Below are 24,893 nucleotides of genomic sequence, written 5' to 3' on the forward strand. Positions count from 1 at the left end.
GGCCGCGTGCCTCGGCTTGCGTGCCTCGGTTACGAGAGGGAGGCGATGGTCTCGCGGACCTTCGCGTTGATCTCGGTCGGGATCGGCGCGTAACCGGCGTCGGTGAGGAGCTTCTGGCCGTCGTCACCGGCGGTGTAGTTCAGGAAGGACTTGACCGTGGACAGGGTCTCGGCCTTGTTGCCCTTGTCGCAGACGACCTCGTACGTCACCAGGACGATCGGGTACGCACCCTCGGCCTTGGTGGTGTAGTCGAGGTCGAGCGCCAGGTCCTTGCCGGTGCCCTTGATCTTGGCGGCGGCGATGGCCTTGGAGGCGTTCTCCGGGGTCGCCTTGACCGGGGCGGAGCCACCGGTGTTGATGTCGACGGTGGAGATCGACTGCGAGGTGGCGTAGCTGAGCTCGAAGTAGCCGATCGCGCCGTCGACCTGCTTCACCTGGGCGGCGACACCGGCCGAGCCGGACGCGGCCTGGCCACCGGGGGCCGGCCACTTCTTCTCGGCCTCGTACTTCCAGTCGCTCGGGGCGGTTGCGCCCAGGTACTTGCCGAGGTTCTGGGTGGTGCCGGAGTCCTCGGTGCGGTGGAAGGCCTGGATGGCCTTGTCCGGGAGCTTCGCGCCGCTGTTGAGCTTGGCGATCGCCGGGTCGTTCCACTTCTTGATCTTGCCGTCGAAGATCTTGGCGAGGGTGGGGGCGTCCAGCGTGAGGCTGTCGACACCCTCCAGGTGGAAGCCGATGGCGATCGGGCCGCCGACCATCGGGAGGTTGATGCCCTGGCCGCCCTTGCAGATCTTCTTCGAGTCGGCCACCTCTTCGGGCTTCAGCGCCGAGTCGGAACCGGCGAAGCCGACCGTGCCCTGGTTGAAGGCGATGATGCCGTCACCGGAGGAGGACCCCTTGTAGTTGACCTCGACGCCCGAGCAGCCGGCCATGTAGTTCTTGACCCAGAGGTCCATGGCGTTCTTCTGCGCACTGGAGCCGGAGGCGAGCAGCTGGCCCTTGGCGTCGTCGCACTTGATGTTCGACGCGGCGTTCGTCTTGCCGCCGTTGCCGCCGGTGGACCCGTCGCTGTTGTTGTCCGAACCGCACGCCGTGAGGACCAGGGCGCCGGAGACGGCGAGGGCACCGAGCGCGGTGGCACGAAGCCGGTTCTTGCGCTGAAGCTTCACTTTTCGGGTGTTCCTTCCAGGAGCCGCCGAGGTCTTTTTCGTTCTACGACGGCGTGCGATGTGGTGGGTGCTGCGGCGTTGCGCCGCGCACCGTGCACAGCCGAAGTTAGGCAGAACAGGTGAAGCGGTTTACGGGAGAGAGTGAACGGGAGGTGAACCGTGTCGGACGGTGCGGTTCTGGGGCCCGGTCAGGTGCTCGGCAGGCCGGCGAGCAAGGCGTCCAGCACATCCCGGTCGTGGGGCTGGGTGAGGCGGGTCCGGGCCGCCGCCGGGGAGAGCCAGCTCACCCGGTCGACCTCTGCGTTCGGTACGAAGGAGCCGCCGGTCGCCTCGGCCGCCCAGTAGGTGACCTCCTTGGGGCGCCCGTTCACGGCGTACCGGACCGTGGGCAGCGGGGCACCCGGTGCGCAGTGGTGGCCCGTCTCCTCCAGGACCTCGCGCCGGGCGGCGTCCAGCGCGGACTCGCCGCGCTTCAGCTTGCCCTTCGGATGCGACCAGTCGTCGTAACGAGGTCTGTGGACCAGGCAGACCTCCAGCTCGCCCGAGCGCTCCGGCCGGCGCCACAGCACGCACCCCGCGGCGAGCACGGGCTCGCTCACGGCGCGTTTGCCACCGCGGTCGCGTACCGGCCCGCTCACGGTGCGATCACCACCGCGGTCGCGTACCGGCCCGCTCACGGTGCGATCACCACCGCGGTCGCGTACCGGCCCGCTCACGGTGCGATCACCGCCGCGGTCGCGTACGGCCAGCTCTCCCGGAACACGCTGCGCGCCGCCTCCACCTCGTGCCGCTGATCGGCGTGGAGCACCCCCAGGGCGTACGCGGTCGCGGGCGCGATCCGGGGCGTGCGGGCCGCCGATGCCGCCGCCGCGGCCGCCTCCGCCGCATCCCGGTGCAGATCGAGCGCGAGCCCCGGCGCGGCCAGGACCGGGTCGGGGGCGCCCCGTACCACCTCGTGGGCGTACCGGTGCAGCCGCAGCAGCAGCCGGGTCCGGTGCCAGGGCGCGTCCTGCGCCTCGTTGTACGGCTCGACCGCCTCGTCCGACGGGAGCGCGGCCACCGCACCGAGCAGCTGCTGTTCGGCCCGGTCGGCGGGCCCGTGCAGCATCTCCTCGGCCGGAGCCGTGGCCGCCGCGGCGAGCGGCACCTCGGAGGCGAGCAGCGCGACGGCGTCGGCCACCGCGTGGAAGCGGGAGGAGCCGAGCGCCTGGAGCGCCGCGGAGTGGGCGCGGGTCCGGGCGAGGGTCAGCTGCCGTTCGAGCAGCGCCCCGGCCCGGGCCGCGCCGACGCCGAGGGCGGCGCGCTCCTTGGCACCGGCGGCATCGGAGCCGGAGCCCGTACGGGCGGCGGGCAGCGAGGTGCCGGACAGGGCGTGCAGCGCTTCGAGGAGCCGGTTCAGCCGGGTCGCGTAGGCGTGCTCCCGGGCCAGGGTGCCCGACAGCCAGGCCAGTTCCGTACGGAGCTGCTCGGCCCAGGCCGCGTCCAGCGCCGCCCGGAAGGTGTGCAGCGTGCCGCCGATCCGGCGGGAAGAGCGGCGCAGCGCACCGGAGGCTTCCTCGGCGGCGTGGGTTCCGGCGTCCGTGGGGGCGCTGTTCTCGCGGTGCAGGCGCAGGCTGCGCAGGAATTCGGCGGCCTGCTCCTGCAGGTAGGGCGCGAGCACCGCCCCTGCCGTAAGGTCCGCCTGCGTCGTCTGGTGGTCATGGCGTCGCACGCCGGCGCCTCCGGGCGTCAATGAGCATTTCCTGTACGTGCCGCAGCGGCTGGCCGTCCGCGTCCGTGGCGTGCCGGGTCCAGTTCCCGTCGGAACCGAGGTGCCAGGAGGAGGTGGTGTCGGCCATGCCGGTCTCCAGGAGCCGGCTGAGCGCGGCGCGGTGGGCGGGGTCGGTGACCCGGACCAGTGCTTCGATCCGGCGGTCGAGGTTGCGGTGCATCATGTCGGCGCTGCCGAACCACACTTCGGGTTCGCCGCCGTTGCCGAACGAGAAGACCCGGGAGTGTTCGAGGAAGCGGCCCAGTATCGAGCGGACCCGGATGTTCTCGGAGAGGCCGGCGACGCCGGGGCGGATCGCGCAGATGCCGCGTACCCAGATGTCCACCGGTACGCCCGCCATCGCGGCCCGGTAGCAGGCATCGATGATCGCCTCGTCGACCATCGAGTTGACCTTGATGCGGACGTAGGCGCTGCGCCCGGCCCGATGGTGCGTGATCTCCTTGTTTATACGGGCGATCAGCCCGTCGCGCAGAGACTTCGGGGCGACCAGGAGGCGGCGGTAGGTCTCGCGGCGGGAGTAGCCGGAGAGCCGGTTGAAGAGGTCGGAGAGGTCCGCGCCGACCTGCGGGTCGGCGGTCAGCAGGCCGAGGTCCTCGTACAGCCTGGCTGTCTTGGGGTGGTAGTTGCCGGTGCCGACGTGCGAGTAGCGGCGCAGTGTGTCGCCCTCCTGGCGGACGACGAGCGAGAGCTTGCAGTGGGTCTTGAGGCCGACGAGCCCGTAGACCACATGGCAGCCGGACTCCTCCAGCTTGCGCGCCCACTTGATGTTGGCCTGCTCGTCGAAGCGGGCCTTGATCTCGACGAGTACGAGGACCTGCTTGCCGGATTCGGCGGCGTCGATGAGGGCGTCCACTATCGGTGAGTCGCCCGAAGTCCGGTACAGGGTCTGCTTGATGGCGAGGACGTCGGGGTCGCTCGCGGCCTGCTCCAGGAACGCCTGGACGGAGGTGGAGAACGAGTCGTACGGGTGGTGCAGGAGTACGTCGCGCTCGCGCAGGGCGCCGAAGATGTCGGGCGCGGAGGCGGACTCGACCTCGGCGAGATCGCGGTGGGTGCCCGCGATGAACTTGGGGAACTTCAGCTCGGGCCGGTCCAGGGACGCTATGCCGAAGAGTCCGGTGAGGTCGAGCGGTCCGGGCAGCGGGTAGACCTCGGCGTCGGACACCTTCAGCTCGCGTACCAGCAGGTCCAGCACGTACGGGTCGATGGACTCCTCGACCTCCAGGCGGACCGGCGGGCCGAAGCGGCGCCGCATGAGCTCCTTCTCCAGGGCCTTGAGGAGGTTCTCGGCGTCGTCCTCCTCGACCTCCAGGTCCTCGTTCCTGGTGACCCGGAACATGTGGTGGGCGAGGACCTCCATGCCCGGGAAGAGCTCTTCGAGGTGGGCGGCGATGACGTCCTCTATGGGCACGTACCGCTGCGGCGACGCCTCCAGGAAGCGGGTCAGCAGCGGCGGCACCTTGACCCGGGCGAAGTGGCGGTGGCCGCTGACCGGGTTGCGTACGACGACGGCGAGGTTGAGCGAGAGACCCGAGATGTAGGGGAAGGGGTGCGCCGGGTCGACGGCCAGTGGCGTCAGCACGGGGAAGACGCGCTGCCGGAAGAAGGTGAACAGGCGGGCCTGTTCCTTCTCGGTCAGCTCGGGCCAGCGGATCAGCTGAATGCCCTCGTCGGACAGGGCGGGGGCGATGTCCTGCTGGTAGCAGGCGGCGTGCCGGGCCATGAGTTCGCGCGAGCGGGTCCAGATCTGGTCGAGGACCTCGCGGGGCTGGAGTCCGGAGGCGGAGCGGGTGGCGACGCCGGTGGCGATACGGCGCTTCAGCCCGGCCACCCGGACCATGACGAACTCGTCCAGGTTGGAGGCGAAGATGGCGAGGAAATTAGCCCGTTCGAGGAGGGGCGTCGCCGGGTCCTCGGCCAGTTCGAGCACCCGTTCGTTGAACGCGAGCCAACTGCGTTCGCGGTCCAGGAAACGGCCGTGGGGCAGCTCGTTGCCGTCGACATCGGGTTCGTACGCGTCGACGTCGGCGTCGATGTCGGGATCGAGGTCGGCGCGGGTCGACAGCGTGGCGCCGTTGGACGCCGACGAGGCGACGGCGTGCGGCCGGTGCGCGGCGAGCGAGCCGACCGACGGCTGCACGGTGGGCTGGACCGGGACCTCGGAGCTGGGCTGCTGGCTCATGGCCCCATTCTTCCGCGTCGGGGGCTCCGAGGGCGCGCCGGAGGGTGCGGAGATCGCGGGGAACTCACGGTTTGTGTGGTTCGCACGGTCTCCGCCGGGATTTCTCCCGTTGCGGGGGGTCGGCACAGCTGGCTGCATCCTGAGAGGGTCGCAAGCCTCTCTGAATGGCCGGTAACGGCGACATGACGTGCAGGAAGCGGTGTGCGGGTGCGCGGATACGCCGCACGAACCGTTCCGGGCCCCGCGCAGGGGCCCGGAACGGAACCTGGAGCGGGTTTCAGCCGTGACGGCGGCGCAGCACCCGGAAGGCGACGGCGACGGCGAGCGCGGCCAGGGCGAGCAGGATGCCGGTCTCGACGAGCTGGAGCGGCCAGAAGTGCGAGGCGGGGTGGTAGTCGACGTAGGCGCGGGTGATGCCGTGGTCGACCAGGCACTTGTCGAGGTCGGCGGGCGAGTTCAGGCACACATCGGAGGGGGCGGGCAGCCTTTTGCCGCCGCTGGTCAGCCAGCCCCGTCCGGCTTCTGCGGCCCCGTCGGGGAGGGGGCCGACGCTCCCTGCCGGGAACGTGCGCGTCAGGGCCGGCCACAGATCGTCGCGCACGGTGTTCAGGGCGGGCATCAGCGCGCCGTATCCGATCACGGTCGCGACCATCGCGGCGACGGTGCGCCGTAGCACCAGCCCGGCGAGCGCGCCGAGAGCCAGCATGCACAGTGCGTATCCGACGGGGACGGTGCCCATCGAGCCGTACACCGTACGGTCGTACCGCTCCAGCGGGTGGTGTATCGCGTTCTCCCGTGTCCCGGCCCAGGCGCAGGCGGCCGACAGCACGGAGACGGAGGCCAGTGTCACGACGGCGGGCACGGCGAGCTTGGCGGCGAGCCAGCGGGCGGGTGCCACGGACTGGGACAGCGCCAGCCTGTACGTGCCGCTCTCCATCTCGCGGCCGATCACCGGGCCCGCCACGAAGATCCCGATGAACGCGGGGAGAACCATCATCAGCAGGCCGGACCAGTTGAGGACCTCTCTCATCCACGACTGGCGGTCGAGGAAGTCGTTCACCGTGTCACCGCAGCTGGGCACGGTGTGCTGGACCGAGCAGCCCGTCGCGGCGAAGGCGTCCGCGACATGGTCGGTCCACAGCCAGGCGCCGACCAGAGCGACGACGACCAGGACGGGGAGTGCGCCCAGGAGCTGAAGGGCCCGCCGGTGCTGGGCGAGGACGACGCGGGCCGGGCCGCGCAAGGCGATCGTGCTCATACGGCCGCCACCTCCCTGCCGGCCTCGGCACTCGGCGTCAGCAGAGCGGGCGCTTGCGGCGACCGCAGATGCGCCAGCAGCAGCTCCTCCAGCGAGGGCTCCGCGGCCTCCCAGACGGTGGCGTCCACGGGGCCCTGCCTCCGTACCAGTGCGGTCTGCAGACGCCCCGCCGTGCGGGACTCGACGACGGTGTGCGGGGCGGTGTCCCGTACAGGGCCCGTGAGCAGGGTGTGCGCGGCGAGGAGGTCGTCCGTCTCGCCGCCGAGGCGGACCCGGCCGCCGTCGACGAGCAGGAGGTAGTCGCAGGCGCCCTCCAGCTCGGTGAGGATGTGGGAGGACATCACGATGGTGGTGGAGCGCTCGGCGGCCTCGGCCATCAGCGCGCCCATCAGCTGGTGGCGGGCGAGGGGGTCGAGGTCGGCCATCGGTTCGTCCAGCAGGAGCAGTTCGGGCCGCTTGCCGAGGGCGAGGGCCAGTGCGAGCCGGGTGCGCTGGCCGCCGGAGAGGCTGCGGACCGCGGCGTCGCGCGGGAGCTCCCCGGCGATGCGCTCGGCGGTGTCCTGGTCCCAGGTGGCGGGATTCAGCTCGGCGCCCGCCCAGAGCGTCGCGGCGACCGTCAACTGCGGGTACAGCGGCTTGTCCTGGGCCACGAAGGCCATCCGGGCCCGCGCCTGGCCGGGCGCCCCGCCCAGCACCCGTACCGTGCCCTCCGCCGGCCGCAGGAAGCCCGCCGCGAGGGCGAGCAGAGTGGACTTGCCCGCACCGTTGGGGCCGACGAGGGCGCACACGCGCCCGGTGGGCAGCCGGAACGAACAGTCGCGCAGCGCCCAGCCCCCGCCCCTGCTCCGGTACTTCATGCCGAGGCCGATGGCCTCGATCGCAGCGCCTGTCATCCGGCCTGATCCCCCTCGAAAGTCTTGTCCAGTACGGCGGTGAAGAGCGCGCTCACGTCGTCCTTCTCCAGTCCGGCCGCGCGGGCCCGGCGGGCCCAGTCGGCGAGCTCGGCGCGCAGCGGCGCGTCGTCGGCGGCGGCAGCGCCGCCGAGGGTCCGTGTGACGAAGGTGCCGAGCCCGCGCCGGGCCTCGACGAGGCCCTCGCGCTCCAGCTCCCGGTAGGCCTTGAGCACGGTGTTCGGGTTGATGGCGGTGGCCTCGACGACCTCGCGTGCGGTGGGCAGCCGGTCACCGGGCTCCAGCAGGCCGAGGCGCAGGGCCTGTTTGGTCTGCTGGACGATCTGGAGGTACGTGGCGACGCCGCTGCGCCGGTCGATGCGGTATTCGACCGCTGCGGACTCTGCCATGTTCACCCCTTTCACTAATGAAGTAGTGGAAGGGTGGCGTAAAGAAGGGGCGGCGTCAAGCGACACCGCCCCCGGGTGAGCCGCGTGCCTGCTCAGGACTCCGTGCGGTACATCAGGTCCACCTCGTGCGTGGCGAAGCCCATCCGCTCGTAGACGGTCAGGGCCGCCTTGTTGTCCGCGTCGACGTAGAGCATCGCGGTCGGCAGCCCCTCGGCGGCCAGGTGGCGCAGCCCGATCGCGGTGAGCGCCTTGCCGAGCCCGCCGCCCTGCGCGTCGGGCCGGATGCCGACGACGTACACCTCGCCGAGGTGCTCATCGGCGTGCACCTTCGTCCAGTGGAAGCCGATCAGCTCGCCGTCGCGCTCGGCCAGGAAGAACCCCTTCGGGTCGAACCAGGGCTCCGCCTTGCGGTCGTCCAGGTCGCGCTGGGTCAGCGAACCCTGTTCGGGGTGGTGGGCGAAGGCGGCACGGTTCACCACGAGCCAGGCGGCGTCGTCCTCGCCGGGCACGAACGTGCGGACGGTGACGCCGGGCGGCAGTACCGGCTCCGCGATGTCCAGCGGGCTCAACGGGCGCCGCAGCTGCCGCAGTTCGCGGAAGAGGGAGAGGCCGAGGACCTGCGCGAGATGCCGGGCCGCGGACTTCCCGCCGTGCGCCCACACCCGCAGCCGCTTCCCGGTCACGGCGAGCAGCGCCGCACCCAGCGCCCGCCCGTGCCCCTGCCCGCGGTGCGCCGGATGCACGACCAGCTCGGCGGCCGGCGCCTCGACGGGGTCGGTGTCCTCCAGCTGCGCATACCCGACCAGGGTCGGCCCACTGGTGAGCAGCAGATGCCGCACTCCCTCACGCCGCCCGCCCCGCAACTGCAGCCGCCCCTGCTCGGACACGGCCTGCCTGCCGTCGGACCGGCCCGCCTCGGCGAGCAGATCGGATACGGCTCCGGCCTGTTCGGGGGAGAGCGCGTCGAGCGTCTGGATCTCGCGTCCGGGGGCGGGGAGAGGTACGTCAGTCGTCATGTGTACGAGCGTACGGGGGGTGAGGGGTGTTGTGGGGGCGCCCGATTGTCCAACGGCCCGCTGGACAATCGGGCAACAAGCTGTCGCCCCATTTGTTCGAGCGGCGTTCGGACCGCGCTCAGTCGCTACCCGGGGTGGGGTGGAGCGCCTCGCGGGCAATGCGGGACAGGTCGTCCGAGCTGGGCATCAGCTCCCGTACCCCCGATGGAAGGGCCGCGTAGGTGCTGACCGCGAGTGGCTGGTTCTGCAGCTGAAGGGCGAACTCGACGGTCGTCTCGTCCCGGCTCTCCGCGATGAGATTGCCAAGAGTCCGGGCATCACGCTCCGGGTCGCGAAGGAAGCGATCCACCGTACCGACACAGAAGCCGAGCTGTCCGAGGTGTGAGGGGTGAGCCTCGGTGGTCTTCAGCTCGATCACCACGAAGCGGTGCAGTTTGAAGTGGTGGAAGAGCAGGTCGATACGGAACTTCTTCGTTCCCACGGTGATGGGGTACTGGCGGCCGACGAAGGCGAACCCGAAGCCGAGCCCGGTGAGCACGCTTCCGGCAGCCATGCATGCCGTGACGTTCCTGCCTGCATATGTACTCCATGCGGGTGATGTATGGGAGTTGGCCCCGATACCGACCGCATGGCAACCAGTTCGTAACCCCGAACACCTGTCGCGCTACGCGCGTTGACTCTAGGCTGCCGCACGAAGTCTCCAGACTCGCCACCACTCTCAGACCTCCCGCTGAACTCACAAGGGGACCGATGTCAGCGACACCGCAGAAGAACCGTGCGTCCCGGCGGATGCTCGCCACCGCGGCCGGGCTGGCCACCGTCGGCGCGCTCGTCGCCGCGATGCCGGCAGACGCCCATGACCGCGGCCATGGGCACGGGCACGGCCACCACAAGCCGGCCCGTACCGTCGACGTACAGCTGCTGTCCTTCAACGACCTGCACGGGAACCTGGAGCCGCCGGCCGGCTCGGCGGGCACGGTCACCGAGACGCAGGCCGACGGCACGACCAAGGCGATTCCGGCCGGTGGTGTCGAGTACCTCGCGTCCTCGCTGCGTACCGCGCGCAAGGGCCACCCGTACTCGATCACCGCGGCCGGTGGCGACATGGTGGGCGCGAGCCCGCTGCTGTCCGGTCTCTTCCACGACGAGCCGACCATCGAGGCGCTCAACAAGATCGACCTCGATGTGACGGCCGTCGGCAACCACGAGTTCGACGAGGGCGCCACCGAGCTGGCCCGCCTCCAGAACGGCGGCTGCCACCCGGTCGAGGGGTGCTACGAGAAGGACAAGAAGTTCGAGGGCGCCGACTTCCCCTACCTCGCCGCCAATGTGACGAGCGAGAAGACCGGCAAGCCGATCCTCAAGCCGTACACGGTGTGGAAGAAGAACGGCGTCAAGATCGGCTTCATCGGGGTGACCCTGGAGGGCACGCCGAACATCGTCACGGCCAACGGCGTCAAGGGCCTGAAGTTCCACGACGAGATCGAGACGGTCAACAAGTACGCCAAGGAGCTGGACCGGCAGGGCGTCAAGTCCATCGTCGCGCTGATCCACGAGGGCGGGGTGCCGGCCTCCGGCTCGTACAACTACGACTGCGACAGCCCCGGCGCCGGTGACGGCATCTCCGGGCCGATCGTCGACATCGCCAAGGGCATCACTCCGAAGGTCGACGCGCTGGTCACGGGCCACACCCACCAGGCGTACGTGTGCACGATCCCGGACCCGGCGGGCAACCCGCGCATGGTCACCTCGGCGGCGTCGTTCGGCAAGCTCTACACCGACACGACCCTCACGTACGACCGCCGCACCAAGGACATCGTCCGTACGTCGGTGAAGTCGGCCGGTGCTTCGAACCCGAAGTCGGCGAACCACATCGTCAGCCGGGACCAGCCCAAGGCCACCGACATGACGGCCCTGATCGCCCGCTGGAACACCCTCGCGGCACCCATCTCGAACAAGCCGCAGGGCTACATCACCGCCGACATCAACGGCCGCGGCTCCACGGCCCCGGAGAAGCCGCTCGGCAACCTGATCGCGGACGCCCAGCTGGAGGGCCTGGCCCCGGCGGACAAGGGCGGGGCGGTCGTCGCCTTCATGAACCCGGGCGGTATCCGCGCGGACCTGGTGTACAAGACGACCGGCAGTGAGGGCGACGGGGTCGTGACGTACGGGGAGTCGTTCACCGTGCAGCCCTTCACCAACATGATGAACGTCGTCGACCTGACCGGCGCCCAGCTGGTCACCGCGCTCCAGCAGCAGGTCAGCGGCTCCAACGAGGCCAGCCCGAAGATCCTTCAGGTGTCCAAGGGCCTCACGTACACCCTGGACATGACGAAGACGGGCGCGGGCCGCGTGGTCACCGACACCATCGAGCTGAACGGTGCGGCGATCGACCCGGCGAAGACCTACCGCGTCGCGATGAACGAGTTCCTGGCAGGCGGCGGCGACGGCTTCGCGGCGCTCGGCCAGGGCACCAACAAGCTGGTCGGCGCGTCCGACCTGGACCTCTTCAACGCCTACCTGGCGGCCCACTCGACGGCCGCCGCGCCGCTGGCCCCGCCGGCGACGGACCGGATCACGGTCATCCAGTAACTCCCGTACGCGGGTGAGCGAGTGGGGCGGTGGGCCGGCGGGCCCACCGCCCCACTCGCGTTTCCGCCGGCCCGCGAGTGCCCCTACCGAACCGCGGCGACCCGCTCCAGGACCTGTTCGAGCTCCTGGCCCGGGGCCGGCCGGGAATTCCACATCGGGTGCAGGTCGTCGCCGTGCCGGCGCGGCACCACATGGGCGTGGAAGTGGAAGACCTCCTGCGAGGCGGCCGCACCGGTGGAGTGGACTATGTTCACGCCGTCGGGGGCGAGTGCCGTGTTCAGCAGAGCGGCGACTCGGTGCACCATGCGGGCGACATGCCCGTGCGTGGCCTCGGAGATCTCCCAGATGTCCCGGGCGTGCTCGCGCGGGACGACCAGGGTGTGGCCCGGAGAGGCCGGCGCGATGTCGAGGAACGCCACGGTGTGATCGTCCTCCAGGACACGGTGGGAGGGCAGTCGGCCGGAAACGATCTGGCAGAAGACGCAGGTTCTCATCCGGCCGATGATCGCACCGGCCCACCTCCGAAGCTGTCCTTTTCCCGTTCTGCCGCCCTGTTCCGGTAGTGACGTGCACCCGTCATAATCCCAGGGCTGACCCCCCACGGCAGACGGAGGCACTCCCGCATGAGCCCGTACACCGCTACCCGCCGGAACTTCCTCACCGGCGCCCTCGCCGCCACCGCCACCATCCTCGTCGGTGCGGCGCCCGCCACCGCCGTGTCCCGCCAAGTCCTCACCACCCAGGACTGGATGGGCGCCATTCCCGACGCCACCGCGCTGCAACGCCTCACGATCCCCGGATCGCACGACTCCGGCGCCCGCTACGGCGGCCCCTGGACCGAGTGCCAGAACACCACCATCGCCGAGCAGCTGAACAGCGGGCTGCGCTTCCTCGACGTACGGTGCCGGGTCACCGGTGACTCGTTCGCCATCCACCACGGGGCCTCGTACCAGAACCTGATGTTCGGCGATGTGCTCGGCGCCTGTTGGGACTTCCTGGCCGAGCGGCCCACCGAGACCGTGCTGATGCGGGTCAAGCAGGAGTACTCCGAGGAGAGCGACGCCGAGTTCCGGCGGATCTTCGACCTCTACCTCGACAGCAAGGGGTGGCGGCCGCTGTTCCGCATCGATTCGGCGCTGCCCTCGCTGGGCGAGGCGCGGGGCAAGGTCGTGCTGCTCGCCGACAACGGCGGGCTGCCCGGCGTCCGGTACGCCGACTCCGCGCTCTTCGACATCCAGGACGACTACATGGCGGAGCCGTTCGCCAAGTACCCCAAGATCGAGGCCCAGTTCCGCAAGGCCGCCCAGCAGCCCGGGAAGCTGTACATGAACTACGTCAGCACCGCGGCCCTGATGCCGCCGCGCTGGAACGCGGACCGCCTCAACCCGCAGGTGCAGTCGTTCCTGGACGGATCCGAGGCGGCCGGCTGGACCGGGCTCGGCATCGTCCCGCTGGACTTCCCCGCCACCCGGTCAGGCCTGGTGGAGTCGCTGATCCGGCACAACCCCGGGGCCTGAGCGCCCCTGGCTCACAGCCCCGGCGGCGGCTGCGGCGCCCCCGGCAGTCTGATCGACGCCACGGTGCCGTCGCCCTCCGCCGGGCGCAGGGTGACCTCGCCGCCCGACTGCTGGACCGTGCGGGCGACGATCGACAGGCCCAGGCCCGAGCCGGGGAGCTGGCGGGCGGACGGAGAGCGCCAGAAGCGTTCGAAGACGTGGGGGAGTTCCTCGGCGGGGATGCCGGGTCCGTGGTCCCGTACCGTCAGTTCGCCGTCGCGCAGTGCGACCTCGATCGTGCCGCGGGACGGGCTGAACTTGACCGCGTTGTCCAGGACGTTGACCACCGCCCGTTCCAGCGCGGCCGGCTCGGCCCGTACGTACCAGGGCGTCAGGTCCGCCCTGATCGTCAGCTCGGGGCCGCGCAGACGGGCGCGTTCCAGGGCCGTGTCCGCGATGTCGTGCAGGGCGACGACCTGGAGCGGGCCGGGGTCCGCCGCGTCGGGGCGGGCCAGTTCCTGGAGGTCGCCGATGAGCGAGGCCAGCTCGGTCATCTGTGCCTTGACCGACTTCATCAGGGCCCTGCGGTCGTCCGGCGGGATGGCCCGGCCGGTGTCGTCGCTGCGGGCGAGGAGTTCGATGTTGGTACGGAGTGAGGTGAGGGGCGTTCGCAGTTCGTGGCCCGCGTCCGCGATCAGCTGGGCCTGGCGGTCGCGGGAGCTGGCGAGGGAAGCGGTCATCGAGTTGAAGGAGCGGGAAAGCCGGGCGATCTCGTCCTCGCCCTCGACCGGGATGCGTACGGTGAGGTCCTCGGTGCGGGCGACATGCTCCACCGCCTCGGTGAGCTCGTCGACGGGGCGCAGACCGGTGCGGGCGACCCAGAGACCGGCCGCGCCCGCACCGACGACACCGACGCCGGAGACGGCCAGGAGGACCCAGGCGAGGGTGGAGAGCGGGGCGTCGATCTCGCTCATCGGGCGGGCGAGGGAGACGGCGATGTTGCCCGTCGTCCCACCGGGAGCAGGGGCACTCTGCAGCAGCGGCGAGGTGTAGACGCGCACCTTCTTCCCGTCGTCGGTCCTCGTCGAGTGCAGGGCGTAGGGCTGGTGCCCTTCGGCCACCGCGATATCGGCGGGGCTTACGGAGAGCGCCTCCGCTTTGGGGGAGATGCACACCGTGCCCTGGGAGTCGACGAGCTGGACGGTGTACCCGGTGAAAGACGGGGGTGGCAGCGGGTTGGTGCCCCGGCAGTAGGCGTACAGGGACGTCAGGTACTTTCCGTCGACCTTGGAACTGCGCAGCGAGGCGTCCAGCTGATGCTCCAGCTGCGCCCGCGTCACGATCCAGCAGGCCGCCGCGACCGCCGCCACCGCGACCGCCACCGCCGTCGCCACCAGCAGCGCGAGCCGGGTCCGCAGCGGCAGGGCGCGGAGCCGGTGCAGGGTCTCGGTCATCCGTCACCGCCGCCGGAGCGGAGTGCGTAACCGACCCCCCGCACCGTGTGCACGAGGCGCGGTTCGCCGTCCGCCTCCGTCTTACGGCGCAGGTACATCACGTACACGTCCAGGGAGTTGGAGCTCGGTTCGAAGTCGAAGCCCCACACCGCCTTGAGGATCTGTTCACGGGTCAGCACCTGGCGCGGGTGTGCCAGGAACATTTCCAGCAGGGTGAACTCGGTACGGGTCAGCTCGACCCGGCGCGTGCCCCGGGTGACCTCGCGGGTGGCCAGGTTCATCCGCAGATCGGCGAAGGCCAGCACATTGTCGTCGGGGACGCCGCCACCCGCCGCGGCCGCGTACGAGCTGCGGCGCAGCAGGGCCCGGATGCGGGCGAAGAGCTCGTCCAGTTCGAAGGGCTTGACCAGGTAGTCGTCGGCGCCCGCGTCGAGGCCGGTGACCCGGTCGCCGACGGTGTCGCGGGCGGTGAGCATCAGGATGGGTGTGGTGGTGCCCGCGGAGCGGAGCCGGCGGGCCGCCGTCAGCCCGTCCATCCGCGGCATCTGGATGTCGAGGACGATGAGGTCGGGGGCGTACGACTCGGCCCTGGCGAGGGCGTCGAGGCCGTCGACGGCGACCTCGGTGCCGTACCCCTCGAACGCGAGGCTGCGCTGCAGGGCCTCACGCACGGCGGGCTCGTCGTCGACGATCAGGATGCGCTGCGGATCGTCTTCGCCGGGGCTCATCGCTCGTTGTCCTCTTCTCGTTCCGGGCGTTTCGGGCTGCTCTCAGCCTCGCACGGCCGCGGCACGTCGTCGCGCGGCCCGGCGCTTGCGGCTTGCGGCGGTACGCACCTCCGGGGCGCGGGGCGGCTCGGCAGTTCCGCGCGCAGCCAGTTCCGTTACGACGGCGAGGGGCAGGGCCAGGTCGGCCGGGCCGGTGGGCGTGTGTGTGGGGTGGTGCATGGCTGTCTCCTCAGGAGCTGTTGCCGGCCCGCAGGGTGTCGAGGTCGGCCTTGAGTGTGTTCACCGGGATCGCGAAGCCGAGGCCCACGCTGCCCGCGCCGGCGCTGCTGGATCCGTCGGACGAACTCGCCGAGTACATAGCGGAGTTGATACCGATGATCTCGCCGTTCATATTGATGAGCGCGCCACCGGAGTTACCGGGGTTGAGCGAGGCGTCGGTCTGGATGGCCTTGTACGTGGTGGTCGAGTTGCCGGTGTCGCCGTTGAACTGCTGACCGCCGAACTCGAACGGCCACTGCTCGCCGCCGCCCTGCCCGCCCTGTCCTTGGCCCTGTCCCTGGTCCTGGCCGCTGCCGTCCTCCTTGGCGACCGTGACATCGCGGTCGAGGGCGGAGACGATGCCGCTGGTGACGGTGCCGGTGAGGCCCTCCGGCGAGCCGATCGCGACGACCTGGTCGCCGACCGCGACCGCCGAGGAGTCGCCCAGCGTGGCCGTCTTCAGCCCGCTCGCACCCTGGAGCTTGATGAGCGCGAGGTCCTTGTCGGCGTCGGTGCCGACAACCTTCGCGGTGTACGTCCTGCCCGTGCTGAGCGTCACCTTGACCGACGAGGCGCCGGAGATGACGTGGTTGTTGGTGACGACCTCGCCGTCGGACGTGATGACCACGCCGGAGCCGGTGGACTCGCCCGCGGTCGAGGTCGCGTTGATCTCGACGATCATCGGCGAGACGGCCTGGGCGACACCGGCGACGGTGCCCTTGCTGCTCTGCGAGACAGTGGTGCCGGGGACGACGCCGCTGCCCGTGCTGTTCGCATCGTTGCCGGTGAGCTGGCTGATGAAGGTGGCGGTGCCGCCGCCGACGACCGCTGCCGCGATCGCCACAGCCGCCAGCAGGGCGACCGGCCGCCCGGCCCGGCGCCGGGGCGCGGCCGGCTCGGGGGCGGGCTGCGGGAGGCCGGAGCCGTGGCCGCCGTCCCCGCCGCCGTGTCCGTCGGCGCCGCCCTGGCCGGGCCACACGGTGGTTCCGGGGCCCGTCGCGATCGGCTGCGCGGGCTGGTAGGACGGCGGCGGCGGGTAGGACGCGTCACCGTTGCCGTACGAGGGGTACATCGGGTACTCGCCGCTCGGGCGCTGGCTCTCTGTCATGCCTAAGAGCGTGTCCGGCGAAGATGAGAGAAGCCTGAGCACGCGCTGAGAAGCCCGGCAGAACCTCGTATGCCCGATATAAGGGAGTACAGCCCGCCGGGTGAGGGAGTACGGCCCGCCGGGGAGTACGCGGCTACGGCCCGCCTCGGATCACGGGGCCTGGCGCACCCCGGCCGTGGGCTCCCCGCAACCGCACGACCGCCGCACCACCAGCGCCGACGGGAACTGCTTCAGCCGCTCCCGCCGCGACCCCGAAACCCGCAACGAGTCGTCGAGCACCAGGTCCACGGCCGCCCGTGCCATCGCCGGGCGGTCCGAGAAGACCGTCGTCAGCGGCGGATCGGTCAGACCGGCTTCCTTCACGTCGTCGAAGCCCGCCACCGCGAGCTCCCCGGGCACATCGATCCTCAACTCGCGCGCGGCCCGCAGCACACCGATGGCCTGGTCGTCCGTCGAGCAGAAGATCGCCGGCGGCCTGTCCGGCCCCGCGAGCAGCTTCAGCGCCACCTGATAGGCGTCGTAGCGGTTGTACGGGGCCTGGAAGAGCCGGCCCTCCGTCGAGCGCCCCGACTCGTGCATCGCGCGCCGCCAGCCCTCGACATGGTCGGCGACCGGGTCGCCGACCGCGGGGGTCGACTCCATGCCGCCGAGGCACGCCACGTACTCGTTGCCGTGCTCCAGCAGGTGCCGGGTGGCGAGCTGGGCGCCGCCGATGTCGTCCGTGACGACCGCGACGTCGTCGATCGCCTCGGGCCGCTCGTGCAGCAGCACGACCCGCGCGTCCCATGCCTCCACCTCGGCCGCCGCCCGCTCGCTGGGGCCCTGGCTGACCAGGATCAGCCCGGAGACCCGCATGCCGAGGAAGGCCCGCAGATAGTGGACCTCACGCTCGTCGCGGTAGTCGGAGTTGCCGACGAGCACCATTTTTCCGCGCTCGGCGGCGGCCTGTTCGACCGCGTGCGCCATCTCCGCGAAGAACGGCTGCCGGGCGTCCGGCACGATCATCCCTATGAGGTCGGTCCGCCGCGAGGCCATCGCCTGGGCAACCCGGTCGGGCCGGTAGCCCAGCTCCTTGATCGCGGCGAGTACCCGCTCGCGCGTGGCCGGGGCGACCGGCCTGGGTCCGTTGTTGATGACGTAGCTGACGACCGCGGTCGACGTACCCGCCAGTCTCGCCACATCGTCCCGCGTCACCTTGGCCACGCGCGGCAGTCTACGCGGATGGACCAAGCGGGTGACAGGTGGACCGGGCCGGGCTCGCGGAGCCCGGCACGCACATCTGCGGCGTTGTCGTCACTCACCAACTCCTCCAAGGCCTCAAGGGCCAGGGGCCCCTCGCGTTGCCTCGATCCTCCGCCGTGCAGCTGCACGCACCAGACCCCGCTCCCTGATCCGGCCTGATCCACCTGTCACTGCTACCGGTTGGCAGGCCGGACCGGGGCTTCTTCCCTGACCTCGGCCACGGCCCCCTGCTCCGAACGGGTTACGGGTTCGGCGGCCGCCTTCGCCGAGGCCTGCGCCTTGGCCTCCTCGGCGGCACGCTCCACCTTCTCCGGTGCGACGAAGCGGTAGCCGACGTTGCGGACCGTACCGATCAGCGACTCGTGTTCGGGGCCGAGCTTGGCGCGCAGCCGCCGCACATGGACGTCGACCGTCCGCGTACCGCCGAAGTAGTCGTAACCCCAGACCTCCTGGAGCAGCTGGGCGCGGGTGAAGACCCGGCCCGGGTGCTGCGCCAGATATTTGAGCAGTTCGAACTCCTTGAAGGTCAGGTCCAGGACCCGGCCCTTCAGCTTCGCGCTGTACGTCGCCTCGTCGACCGACAGATCGCCGTTGCGGATCTCCATGGGGGAGTCGTCGGAGCTGATCTGCTGCCGGCCGGTGGCCAGCCGCAGCCGGGCCTCGACCTCGGCCGGTCCCGCCGTGTCCAGCAGTACGTCGTCGATGCCCCAGTCGGCGGTGACGGCCGCGAGACCGCCCTCTGTCACGACGAGGATCAGCGGACAGCCCGGTCCGGTGGACCGCAGCAGCTGGCACAGCGACCGCACCTGCGGCAGATCGCGGCGGCCGTCGATCAGGATGACGTCGGCACCGGGGGTGTCGACGAGTGCAGGGCCTTCGGCCGGTGCCACCCGCACGCTGTGCAGCAGGAGACCGAGGGCCGGAAGCACCTCCGTCGACGGTTGAAGGGCATTCGTCAGGAGCAGCAGTGAACTCATCGCCGCCCACCTGCCTGGGTCGTCGGTCGATGATCGTGCACGGTTCGCTCGCCCATTACGTCGGTCCTCCTCGTTCCCTGCGAGAGGGGCACTCCCGGGCTTGGGCCCGGGGGAGTATGCGGCACTTCTTCGTACGTTTCGTGCTGGCTTTCGCACTGTTTGCCGTACGACATCTGTCATACGGGTTTTACGGGTGCGATCCCGCGCCCTGGGACCGCTGAGCTTGTGGAAACGTCGTCGTAACAACGCCTGGAAAGCACAAAAGGACCCGGGGGCTGCTTTGCCCGGATCCTCTTCCCAGCAGAATAGCCCACATGAGTTCAGTGTCCGAGGGGCGATTTCCGAGTTCTTCTGTTCCCTTGATCACGCCCGGTCCCCTGCGCACCACATTGCGGACCGATGACGGGGTCCGTATCGAGGCGGTGTACGAGCCGTGTACGGCAGATGCCGGGGCCGCTGCGGAAACATCCTTCGACGGTACTGCGATCGTGGTCGCGCACGGATTCACCGGATCGGTGGACCGGCCCGCGGTGCGGCGTGCTGCCAGGGTGTTCGCCCAGCGTGCGGCCGTGATCACGTTCTCCTTCCGGGGGCACGGCGGGTCCGGCGGGCGGTCGACGGTGGGGGACCGCGAGGTGCTGGATCTGGCGGCTGCGGTGGAGTGGGCGCGGGCGCTCGGACACCGTCGGGTCGTGACCGTCGGGTTTTCGATGGGCGGTTCCGTGGTGCTGCGGCACGGGGCGCTGTATACGGGACGATCAACGGCCGGCGCGGAAGCCGGTGGCGTTGCAGAGCGCGTGGGGCGCATCGAGGCGCACACAGGGGCGCACGCGGATGCGGTGGTGGCCGTGAGCGCCCCCGCCCGCTGGTACTACCGGGGCACGGCTCCGATGCGCCGACTGCACTGGCTGGTCACCCGGCCCGCCGGCCGGCTGGTCGGGCGCTACGGATTCCGCACCCGGATCGATCGCAACGACTGGAATCCGGTGCCGCTCCCGCCGGTCGAGGCGGCCGGGCTGATCGCCCCGGCCCCGCTGCTGATCGTGCACGGCGACCAGGACCCGTACTTCCCGCTGGACCATCCCCGGATGCTGGCGGACGCGGCGGGCGACGGCGGCGAGCTGTGGCTGGAGCGCGGCATGGGTCATGCCGAGAACGCCGCGGACGAGAGCTTGCTCACCCGCATCGGCGACTGGTCGGTGGCGTCGTGATTCATGATGGACAGCTGATGCGAGACGAGAGGAGCGCCGCCATGCCTGCGGGAACGATCCGCTACTGGGCCGCCGCCAAGGCCGCCGCCGGGACCGCGGAGGAGCCGTACACAGCTGCGACCCTCGCCGAGGCGCTCGACGCGGTGCGCCAACGGCACCCCGGTGAGCTCACCCGAGTGCTGCAAAGGTGCTCGTTCCTCATCGATGGTGACCCCGTGGGAACCCGGAGTCATGAGACCGTACGCCTTGCCGAGGGCGGCACGGTCGAGGTGCTCCCGCCGTTCGCAGGAGGGTGAACCGCAGAACATGAGCAGCAACGATCAGCAGCATCCGTACGGACAGGACCCGGGCTACGGGTACGGCCCCGGGTGCGACCCGCTGAACGGCCAGGAGCCGCAGCCCGCGCAGCCGTACGGACAGCAGCAGCCCTCGCAGCCGTACGGGGAGCAGGCGTACGGCGACCAGCCCTACGGCGCGCAGTCGTACGGAGAGCAGTCCTACGGTCAGCAGTCGTACGGGGGCGAGTCCTACGGCGCGCAGTCGTACGGGCAGCAGGCCCCGTACGGAGCCCAGCAGCAGGCGCACGGCCCGTACGACCCGAACCAGGCCCCCCGGACGCCCCAGGCGAACCCCGGGCCCGTGTGGCCGGCCGAAGGACACACGCAGGGGCCCGCCGCACCTGCGGCACACGGCCCGCAGGATCCCGGTGTCGCACAGACCTGGGAGGGCCAGACCTGGGACACCCAGTACCAGCCGACCATCCAGCCTGCCCAGCCCGTGCAGCAGCCCGTCCCGGCCGCCGCCGAGACCGCTTATCTGCCGCCCCATCCGCAGCCGCAGGGCGCCTCCGGCTCCTACCCGCTGCCTCCCGAGGCCCCGGCCGCGCCCGTCGCCGCAGAGCCGGCCCGGGCGGCCGTACCCGCCGACGCGGCTCCGGGCGCCACCGCATCCGCGCACGACGCCACCGGGTACAGCGCACCCACCACCCTGGGCAACAGCCGCATCACCGACGCCCAGCGCGCCCGCGCCGAGGGCCGCTCGCCGATCATCGCGCCGGGCATGCAGCCCGCCGGGATCACCGCGGGACTCGGGCTGCTGCTCGCCCTCGGTGCCGCGATCGGGCCGTACGCCCTGGCCGTACCGCTGGTGCTGCTCCAGGCCGTGACCGCGGCCGGCTGGTTCCGGCTCAACGGCATGTGGCCGGCCCGGCAGGGCATCGCGCTCGCGTTCGCCGGTGGCTTCGTCGCCGACATCGCGCTGCTCGCCGCGGGCCGCGAGAACGGACCGGCCGCCATCCTCGGCACCCTCGGCATCTGGGTGCTGCTCACCGTGGTCCTCCAGCTGCGCAGCCACGCGAGCGCCGACGAGCGGATGCAAGGGCTGATGGCCACTGTCGCGTCGGCAGCCCTCTCCGTCCTGGCCGCCGGACACCTCGCGGCGGTCCCGGACGCGGTGACGGTGGGCGGGGTGGCCGTCGCGGTCGCCGTGCTCGTCCGCGCGCTGCCGCTGCCCGGACCTGTCTCGGTCGTGGTGGCGCTGCTCGCCGCCGCGGGCGCCGGTGCGGCGGCGGGGGCGTTCACCGACTTCGGTACGAAGGGTGCGCTGCTCGGCCTCGCGGCAGGCGGTTGCGCACTGATCGGGCTGCGGGTGGCGAGCTACGACTACCCGTCACGGTTCGTCCACATGACGGCCGGTGTGGCACTGCCGCTCACCGCCGCGGCCCCCGCCGTCTATCTGATCGGCCGCGCGATCTCGTAGCGCGGACCGGTATCGCCCCCCGGGAACCGAAGGGGGGTTCCCGCTCGTCGATCACCTCGGGCGTGCTGTGCATCCGGAGTGGACGCACGGGCGCCAGGGGTCCGGCCGGATGCAGGGTGGGGGAAGAGCGGGCATGCGTGCACTGCGAATACTGCTGGTCATAGTGGTGGTTCTGGGCGGGATCTTCGTCGCCGTCGACCGGGTGGCGGTGTACTTCGCCGAGTCCGAGGTCGAGGGGCGGGTCCAGGTCACCGGCGCCACGATCGGCTCGACGGACGTCTCCATCAAGGGATTTCCCTTCCTGACGCAGGTCGCCGGGTCACAGCTCGACGAGGTCGACGTCAAGATCACCGGCATCGAGACCGACGCCAACGGCCGCCGGCTCCGGATCAGCCGGATGAACGCCGCGCTGCACGAGGTGAAGCTGGCCGACGGCTACTCCAGCGCCACCGCAGCCCGGGCCACCGGCACCGCCGTCATCTCGTACGAGGACCTGACCAGGGCCGCCAGCGACGGCGTCGTCGTCGAGTACGGCGGCGACGGCAAGGTGAAGGTGACCGGCACGGTCGACGTACTCGGCAACCCGCTCTCGCGCAGTGTCCTGTCCACCGTCACCCTGGTCGACGGGCACACCCTCAAGGTGCACGCGGACAAGGTGCCGGGTGAGGGCATCCCCGGACTGGAGGGTCTGGTGCGCAAGAAGACCGACTTCGAGCGGGAGGTCGGCGGTCTGCCCAGCGGTCTGAAGCTGCAGAAGATCCAGCCGACCGCCGACGGCCTGGAGATCTCGGTCGTGGGCACGGACGTACGGCTCGCCGGATAAGTCCCGCCGAGCCGGGGTAGGTGCTTCAACCACCCGGTGCGCCACATATTGAGACGGACGCGTCCGATCCGCAGATGACCGACGGGCGCCGACGGCGGGGGACCGGCGCGAGGGCACCGTAACGCCACTCGTGTCTCACATCACGGACGATCGTGTCTCAGGATACGACACGGCGGTGACATGCCCGCCCGTACCTCCCTACGATCGGTCCCATGCAGTGCTCTATTGGCGGTCTCCCACAGCGGGGACGGGCGGATCTCACGAAGCGGCGGGCAGTGGACCTGTGCCGCGTCGCCGCCATGCTCTGTCGCACTGTCTGAGCGGGAGCCTTCGGCACCCCGCACTCCCCCGGCCCTTCGACCGATGTCGGGGCCCATCCCGCTCGCCTGTGCACGTGCGCCGCATCCTGCGCCGCCGCACATCCGCATCACGCACCGTCTCGCACCATCTCGCCGCAGACTGCCCCGGAGGAGAACAGAATGAGCCGCAGTGACGTCCTGGTAGACGCCGACTGGGTCGAGGCCCACATCGACGACCCGAAGATCGCTCTCGTCGAGGTCGACGAGGACACCTCGGCGTACGAGAAGAACCACATCAAGAACGCGATCCGGATCGACTGGACCAAGGACCTCCAGGACCCGGTCCGCCGTGACTTCATCGACCAGGCCGGCTTCGAGAAGCTGCTGTCCGAGAAGGGCATCGGCAACGACACCACGGTCGTCCTGTACGGCGGCAACAACAACTGGTTCGCGTCCTACGCGTTCTGGTACTTCAAGCTCTACGGTCACCAGGACGTCCGCCTGCTCGACGGCGGCCGCAAGAAGTGGGAGCTCGACTCCCGCGACCTGGTCGACGGCGACCAGATCCCGTCCCGCCCGGCCACCGAGTACAAGGCCAAGGCGCAGGACGAGTCGATCCGCGCCTACCGCGACGACGTCGTGAAGGCGATCGGCAGCCAGAACCTGGTCGACGTGCGTTCGCCCGACGAGTTCAGCGGCAAGCTGCTCGCCCCGGCGCACCTCCCGCAGGAGCAGTCCCAGCGCCCCGGCCACGTGCCGAGCGCCCGCAACATCCCGTGGTCGAAGAACGCCAACGACGACGGCACCTTCAAGTCGGACGACGAGCTCAAGGCCCTCTACGAGGACGAGCAGGTCGACCTGGCGAAGGACACCATCGCGTACTGCCGTATCGGCGAGCGCTCCGCGCTCACCTGGTTCGTGCTGCACGAGCTGCTCGGCCAGGAGAACGTCAAGAACTACGACGGTTCGTGGACCGAGTACGGCTCCCTCGTGGGTGTGCCGATCGAGCTCGGCGCCAACAAGTAACTCCGCACGACCCGGACCGGCACGACCCCCGACCCAGAAGGACAGAACACCATGTGTGGAGCAAAGGCCGGCGGCCCCGACGCTTCGACCATCAAGCCCGGTGAGACCACCATCCAGGGCAGCGTGACCCGCGACGGCGAGCCCGTCACCGGTTACGTGCGCCTGCTGGACTCGACGGGCGAGTTCACCGCGGAGGTCCCGACCTCGGCGACCGGACAGTTCCGCTTCTACGCGGCCGAGGGCACGTGGACGCTGCGCGCCCTCGTTCCGGGCGGCAGCGCCGACCGCACGGTCGTGGCGCAGACCGGTGGCCTCTCCGAGGTCGCGATCGCCGTCTAGTTCCGAACGCGGGACTCCGCCGGCCGGACCGGCCCGGAGCGCTCGCGACGCATTGCCGGCCGGAGGGCCGTACCCCGGGGGTTGGACGCCTTCTGAAGCGGGGTACGGCCCTTCGCGCCGTTCGCGTGGGCGGGAACGGGCCTACGCTTGAGTCATGTACGCCCGACGCCGTCGCGGCTATTTCCTCATGATGGGCGGCTGCATCGTCCTCTTCGTATCGGCCTGGGCCTTTGTCAGGCTGTGGTCGATGCCCGCCGCGATAGCGATGTGTGTTGTCGCCATGGTCATCCCGCCCATCGCGGCCATGGTCGCCAACCGCCGGGGCCCGGAGGACCGCTGGTGGGACGATCCGTCGGGCGACCCGAAGTCGGACGAGTGGTGGGACGAGCTCGACGGCAAGAAGCGGCGGTAGCGGGTACGGCGCGGGCGCGTCAGTAGACGAGGGCCTGGACGTCGTCGGCCATGATCTCGCTGACGAAGACCTGGGCGCCCGCGATCCGTACGCCCTCCAGGACGTCCTGCTCGGTGATGTCGCGACGGGCCGCGCACTGCGTGCACAGGGTGATCTGTCCACCCGCCTGGATCGACTCGATCAGATCCGGCAGCGGCGCGGCATGCGGCAGTTCGAACTCCGCGGCGCGCCCCGGCAGAGCGAACCATGAGGATTCCCCGGTCAGCCAGAGCGAGACCTCCACGCCGCTGGCGACGGCGACCGCGGCCACCGTGAACGCCTGCGAGCAGCGCTCGGCTGAGTCGGCACCGGCAGTCACCTTGATCACGAGCTTCTTCGGCATATGCCGAACTGTAATCGTCGGGCGGGCAACCTCATCTCTTCGGTGGCAGTCAGGTGTGTGCGCGGATAACGGAATTCGCGCCTCAGGTCTCGTGG

The 24,893-nt window shown here is 70.7% G+C and carries 27 protein-coding genes; 10 read left to right on the forward strand and 17 right to left on the reverse strand.

What is annotated here, in order from left to right; genetic code table 11:
* Positions 1-29: 29 nt before the first annotated feature.
* From pstS to ACGFU7_RS23600, 9 genes are all read right to left on the reverse strand, one after another.
* Positions 30-1,166 carry a phosphate ABC transporter substrate-binding protein PstS gene (gene pstS / locus ACGFU7_RS23560; RefSeq protein ID WP_393697967.1) on the reverse strand — a complete coding sequence of 379 codons (1,137 nt, stop codon included), beginning with the start codon at positions 1,164-1,166 and terminating at the stop codon, positions 30-32.
* Between the two features lie 188 nt (positions 1,167-1,354).
* Complete coding sequence (locus ACGFU7_RS23565; protein WP_393697968.1) at positions 1,355-1,765, reverse strand: NUDIX hydrolase; 411 nt, start codon at positions 1,763-1,765, stop codon at positions 1,355-1,357.
* 113 nt (positions 1,766-1,878) lie between these two features.
* Positions 1,879-2,877, reverse strand: a complete 999-nt coding sequence (locus ACGFU7_RS23570; RefSeq protein ID WP_393697969.1) for a CHAD domain-containing protein — start codon at positions 2,875-2,877, stop codon at positions 1,879-1,881.
* Positions 2,864-5,119, reverse strand: a complete 2,256-nt coding sequence (locus ACGFU7_RS23575; protein ID WP_393697970.1) for an RNA degradosome polyphosphate kinase — start codon at positions 5,117-5,119, stop codon at positions 2,864-2,866. The genes ACGFU7_RS23570 and ACGFU7_RS23575 overlap by 14 nt, the downstream gene beginning before the upstream one ends.
* 277 nt (positions 5,120-5,396) lie before the next feature.
* Positions 5,397-6,377, reverse strand: a complete 981-nt coding sequence (locus ACGFU7_RS23580; RefSeq protein WP_393697971.1) for an ABC transporter permease subunit — start codon at positions 6,375-6,377, stop codon at positions 5,397-5,399.
* Positions 6,374-7,270, reverse strand: coding sequence for an ABC transporter ATP-binding protein (locus tag ACGFU7_RS23585; protein WP_393697972.1), 897 nt, complete (start codon positions 7,268-7,270; stop codon positions 6,374-6,376). Before ACGFU7_RS23585 ends, ACGFU7_RS23580 begins: the two co-directional genes overlap by 4 nt.
* On the reverse strand, positions 7,267-7,677 hold the full coding sequence (locus ACGFU7_RS23590; RefSeq protein ID WP_114245740.1) for a GntR family transcriptional regulator: 411 nt from the start codon (positions 7,675-7,677) through the stop codon (positions 7,267-7,269). Before ACGFU7_RS23590 ends, ACGFU7_RS23585 begins: the two co-directional genes overlap by 4 nt.
* A gap of 92 nt (positions 7,678-7,769) precedes the next feature.
* Positions 7,770-8,693 (reverse strand): mycothiol synthase, encoded by a 924-nt coding sequence (gene mshD, locus ACGFU7_RS23595; protein WP_393697974.1) that lies wholly within the window; start codon positions 8,691-8,693, stop codon positions 7,770-7,772.
* Between the two features lie 118 nt (positions 8,694-8,811).
* Positions 8,812-9,246 carry a PDDEXK nuclease domain-containing protein gene (locus ACGFU7_RS23600; protein WP_393697976.1) on the reverse strand — a complete coding sequence of 145 codons (435 nt, stop codon included), beginning with the start codon at positions 9,244-9,246 and terminating at the stop codon, positions 8,812-8,814.
* Positions 9,247-9,443: 197 nt separating this feature from the next.
* On the opposite strand from ACGFU7_RS23600, the gene ACGFU7_RS23605 reads away from it, so the two are divergent.
* Complete coding sequence (locus ACGFU7_RS23605; protein WP_393697977.1) at positions 9,444-11,285, forward strand: bifunctional metallophosphatase/5'-nucleotidase; 1,842 nt, start codon at positions 9,444-9,446, stop codon at positions 11,283-11,285.
* Between the two features lie 83 nt (positions 11,286-11,368).
* Here ACGFU7_RS23605 and ACGFU7_RS23610 read toward each other — a convergent pair whose 3' ends face one another.
* Positions 11,369-11,779, reverse strand: a complete 411-nt coding sequence (locus ACGFU7_RS23610; protein WP_393697979.1) for an HIT family protein — start codon at positions 11,777-11,779, stop codon at positions 11,369-11,371.
* A 129-nt stretch (positions 11,780-11,908) separates the two neighbouring features.
* Here ACGFU7_RS23610 and ACGFU7_RS23615 point away from each other — a divergent pair, with 129 nt between their 5' ends.
* Positions 11,909-12,802, forward strand: a complete 894-nt coding sequence (locus tag ACGFU7_RS23615; protein WP_393697980.1) for a phosphatidylinositol-specific phospholipase C — start codon at positions 11,909-11,911, stop codon at positions 12,800-12,802.
* Between the two features lie 11 nt (positions 12,803-12,813).
* Here the strand turns inward: ACGFU7_RS23615 and ACGFU7_RS23620 are convergent, their stop codons facing one another.
* The 6 genes from ACGFU7_RS23620 to ACGFU7_RS23645 form a co-directional block, all read right to left on the reverse strand.
* A complete protein-coding gene (locus ACGFU7_RS23620) occupies positions 12,814-14,235 on the reverse strand; it encodes a sensor histidine kinase (protein WP_393697982.1) in 1,422 nt (473 codons plus the stop codon).
* Entirely contained in the window at positions 14,232-14,963 is a 732-nt protein-coding gene (locus ACGFU7_RS23625) for a response regulator transcription factor (RefSeq protein WP_393697983.1), read from the reverse strand. The genes ACGFU7_RS23620 and ACGFU7_RS23625 overlap by 4 nt, the downstream gene beginning before the upstream one ends.
* Before the next feature lie 42 nt (positions 14,964-15,005).
* Positions 15,006-15,182 (reverse strand): hypothetical protein, encoded by a 177-nt coding sequence (locus ACGFU7_RS23630; protein ID WP_393697985.1) that lies wholly within the window; start codon positions 15,180-15,182, stop codon positions 15,006-15,008.
* A gap of 10 nt (positions 15,183-15,192) precedes the next feature.
* Positions 15,193-16,329: a S1C family serine protease gene (locus ACGFU7_RS23635; protein WP_393697987.1), complete on the reverse strand. Its 1,137-nt coding sequence runs from the start codon at positions 16,327-16,329 to the stop codon at positions 15,193-15,195.
* Between the two features lie 150 nt (positions 16,330-16,479).
* Positions 16,480-17,532 (reverse strand): LacI family DNA-binding transcriptional regulator, encoded by a 1,053-nt coding sequence (locus tag ACGFU7_RS23640; protein ID WP_393697989.1) that lies wholly within the window; start codon positions 17,530-17,532, stop codon positions 16,480-16,482.
* 212 nt (positions 17,533-17,744) lie between these two features.
* Positions 17,745-18,548, reverse strand: a complete 804-nt coding sequence (locus ACGFU7_RS23645) for a response regulator transcription factor (protein WP_393697991.1) — start codon at positions 18,546-18,548, stop codon at positions 17,745-17,747.
* Between the two features lie 314 nt (positions 18,549-18,862).
* Here ACGFU7_RS23645 and ACGFU7_RS23650 point away from each other — a divergent pair, with 314 nt between their 5' ends.
* The 8 genes from ACGFU7_RS23650 to ACGFU7_RS23685 all read left to right on the forward strand — a co-directional run bounded on the left by ACGFU7_RS23650 (position 18,863) and on the right by ACGFU7_RS23685 (position 24,416).
* Entirely contained in the window at positions 18,863-19,759 is an 897-nt protein-coding gene (locus ACGFU7_RS23650; RefSeq protein WP_393697992.1) for an alpha/beta hydrolase, read from the forward strand.
* 41 nt (positions 19,760-19,800) lie between these two features.
* Positions 19,801-20,055 carry a MoaD/ThiS family protein gene (locus tag ACGFU7_RS23655; protein WP_393697994.1) on the forward strand — a complete coding sequence of 85 codons (255 nt, stop codon included), beginning with the start codon at positions 19,801-19,803 and terminating at the stop codon, positions 20,053-20,055.
* 10 nt (positions 20,056-20,065) lie between these two features.
* Complete coding sequence (locus tag ACGFU7_RS23660) at positions 20,066-21,517, forward strand: hypothetical protein (RefSeq protein ID WP_393697995.1); 1,452 nt, start codon at positions 20,066-20,068, stop codon at positions 21,515-21,517.
* A 133-nt stretch (positions 21,518-21,650) separates the two neighbouring features.
* Positions 21,651-22,340 carry a DUF2993 domain-containing protein gene (locus tag ACGFU7_RS23665; protein ID WP_393697996.1) on the forward strand — a complete coding sequence of 230 codons (690 nt, stop codon included), beginning with the start codon at positions 21,651-21,653 and terminating at the stop codon, positions 22,338-22,340.
* A gap of 212 nt (positions 22,341-22,552) precedes the next feature.
* Positions 22,553-22,660 (forward strand): putative leader peptide, encoded by a 108-nt coding sequence (locus ACGFU7_RS23670; RefSeq protein WP_350983699.1) that lies wholly within the window; start codon positions 22,553-22,555, stop codon positions 22,658-22,660.
* Positions 22,661-22,819: 159 nt separating this feature from the next.
* Positions 22,820-23,665, forward strand: a complete 846-nt coding sequence (locus tag ACGFU7_RS23675) for a sulfurtransferase (RefSeq protein WP_393697998.1) — start codon at positions 22,820-22,822, stop codon at positions 23,663-23,665.
* 51 nt (positions 23,666-23,716) lie between these two features.
* Positions 23,717-24,004 carry a DUF1416 domain-containing protein gene (locus ACGFU7_RS23680; RefSeq protein ID WP_018490348.1) on the forward strand — a complete coding sequence of 96 codons (288 nt, stop codon included), beginning with the start codon at positions 23,717-23,719 and terminating at the stop codon, positions 24,002-24,004.
* A gap of 154 nt (positions 24,005-24,158) precedes the next feature.
* Positions 24,159-24,416, forward strand: a complete 258-nt coding sequence (locus tag ACGFU7_RS23685; RefSeq protein WP_393698000.1) for a DUF3099 domain-containing protein — start codon at positions 24,159-24,161, stop codon at positions 24,414-24,416.
* Between the two features lie 19 nt (positions 24,417-24,435).
* Here the strand turns inward: ACGFU7_RS23685 and ACGFU7_RS23690 are convergent, their stop codons facing one another.
* The gene (locus tag ACGFU7_RS23690; protein WP_329836972.1) at positions 24,436-24,798 is read right to left on the reverse strand and encodes a DsrE family protein; all 363 of its coding nucleotides are present in this window, start codon (positions 24,796-24,798) and stop codon (positions 24,436-24,438) included.
* Positions 24,799-24,893: the final 95 nt, after the last annotated feature.

It is taken from the genome of Streptomyces sp. NPDC048473, from assembly GCF_043200155.1.
GTDB lineage: Bacteria > Actinomycetota > Actinomycetes > Streptomycetales > Streptomycetaceae > Streptomyces.

What these genes read in the sequence shown, in the direction of transcription:
- ACGFU7_RS23635 (WP_393697987.1), bottom strand. Translation starts at nt 16,329, where the DNA reads ATGACAGAGAGCCAGCGCCCGAGCGGCGAGTACCCGATGTACCCCTCG.
- ACGFU7_RS23630 (WP_393697985.1), bottom strand. Translation starts at nt 15,182, where the DNA reads ATGCACCACCCCACACACACGCCCACCGGCCCGGCCGACCTGGCCCTG.
- ACGFU7_RS23580 (WP_393697971.1), bottom strand. Translation starts at nt 6,377, where the DNA reads ATGAGCACGATCGCCTTGCGCGGCCCGGCCCGCGTCGTCCTCGCCCAG.
- ACGFU7_RS23585 (WP_393697972.1), bottom strand. Translation starts at nt 7,270, where the DNA reads ATGACAGGCGCTGCGATCGAGGCCATCGGCCTCGGCATGAAGTACCGG.
- ACGFU7_RS23670 (WP_350983699.1), top strand. Translation starts at nt 22,553, where the DNA reads ATGCAGTGCTCTATTGGCGGTCTCCCACAGCGGGGACGGGCGGATCTC.
- ACGFU7_RS23655 (WP_393697994.1), top strand. Translation starts at nt 19,801, where the DNA reads ATGCCTGCGGGAACGATCCGCTACTGGGCCGCCGCCAAGGCCGCCGCC.
- ACGFU7_RS23690 (WP_329836972.1), bottom strand. Translation starts at nt 24,798, where the DNA reads ATGCCGAAGAAGCTCGTGATCAAGGTGACTGCCGGTGCCGACTCAGCC.
- ACGFU7_RS23645 (WP_393697991.1), bottom strand. Translation starts at nt 18,548, where the DNA reads ATGAGTTCACTGCTGCTCCTGACGAATGCCCTTCAACCGTCGACGGAG.
- ACGFU7_RS23600 (WP_393697976.1), bottom strand. Translation starts at nt 9,246, where the DNA reads ATGGCTGCCGGAAGCGTGCTCACCGGGCTCGGCTTCGGGTTCGCCTTC.
- ACGFU7_RS23575 (WP_393697970.1), bottom strand. Translation starts at nt 5,119, where the DNA reads ATGAGCCAGCAGCCCAGCTCCGAGGTCCCGGTCCAGCCCACCGTGCAG.
- ACGFU7_RS23650 (WP_393697992.1), top strand. Translation starts at nt 18,863, where the DNA reads ATGAGTTCAGTGTCCGAGGGGCGATTTCCGAGTTCTTCTGTTCCCTTG.
- ACGFU7_RS23615 (WP_393697980.1), top strand. Translation starts at nt 11,909, where the DNA reads ATGAGCCCGTACACCGCTACCCGCCGGAACTTCCTCACCGGCGCCCTC.
- ACGFU7_RS23680 (WP_018490348.1), top strand. Translation starts at nt 23,717, where the DNA reads ATGTGTGGAGCAAAGGCCGGCGGCCCCGACGCTTCGACCATCAAGCCC.
- ACGFU7_RS23620 (WP_393697982.1), bottom strand. Translation starts at nt 14,235, where the DNA reads ATGACCGAGACCCTGCACCGGCTCCGCGCCCTGCCGCTGCGGACCCGG.
- mshD (WP_393697974.1), bottom strand. Translation starts at nt 8,693, where the DNA reads ATGACGACTGACGTACCTCTCCCCGCCCCCGGACGCGAGATCCAGACG.
- ACGFU7_RS23590 (WP_114245740.1), bottom strand. Translation starts at nt 7,677, where the DNA reads ATGGCAGAGTCCGCAGCGGTCGAATACCGCATCGACCGGCGCAGCGGC.
- ACGFU7_RS23685 (WP_393698000.1), top strand. Translation starts at nt 24,159, where the DNA reads ATGTACGCCCGACGCCGTCGCGGCTATTTCCTCATGATGGGCGGCTGC.
- ACGFU7_RS23605 (WP_393697977.1), top strand. Translation starts at nt 9,444, where the DNA reads ATGTCAGCGACACCGCAGAAGAACCGTGCGTCCCGGCGGATGCTCGCC.
- ACGFU7_RS23610 (WP_393697979.1), bottom strand. Translation starts at nt 11,779, where the DNA reads ATGAGAACCTGCGTCTTCTGCCAGATCGTTTCCGGCCGACTGCCCTCC.
- ACGFU7_RS23675 (WP_393697998.1), top strand. Translation starts at nt 22,820, where the DNA reads ATGAGCCGCAGTGACGTCCTGGTAGACGCCGACTGGGTCGAGGCCCAC.
- ACGFU7_RS23660 (WP_393697995.1), top strand. Translation starts at nt 20,066, where the DNA reads ATGAGCAGCAACGATCAGCAGCATCCGTACGGACAGGACCCGGGCTAC.
- ACGFU7_RS23625 (WP_393697983.1), bottom strand. Translation starts at nt 14,963, where the DNA reads ATGAGCCCCGGCGAAGACGATCCGCAGCGCATCCTGATCGTCGACGAC.
- ACGFU7_RS23665 (WP_393697996.1), top strand. Translation starts at nt 21,651, where the DNA reads ATGCGTGCACTGCGAATACTGCTGGTCATAGTGGTGGTTCTGGGCGGG.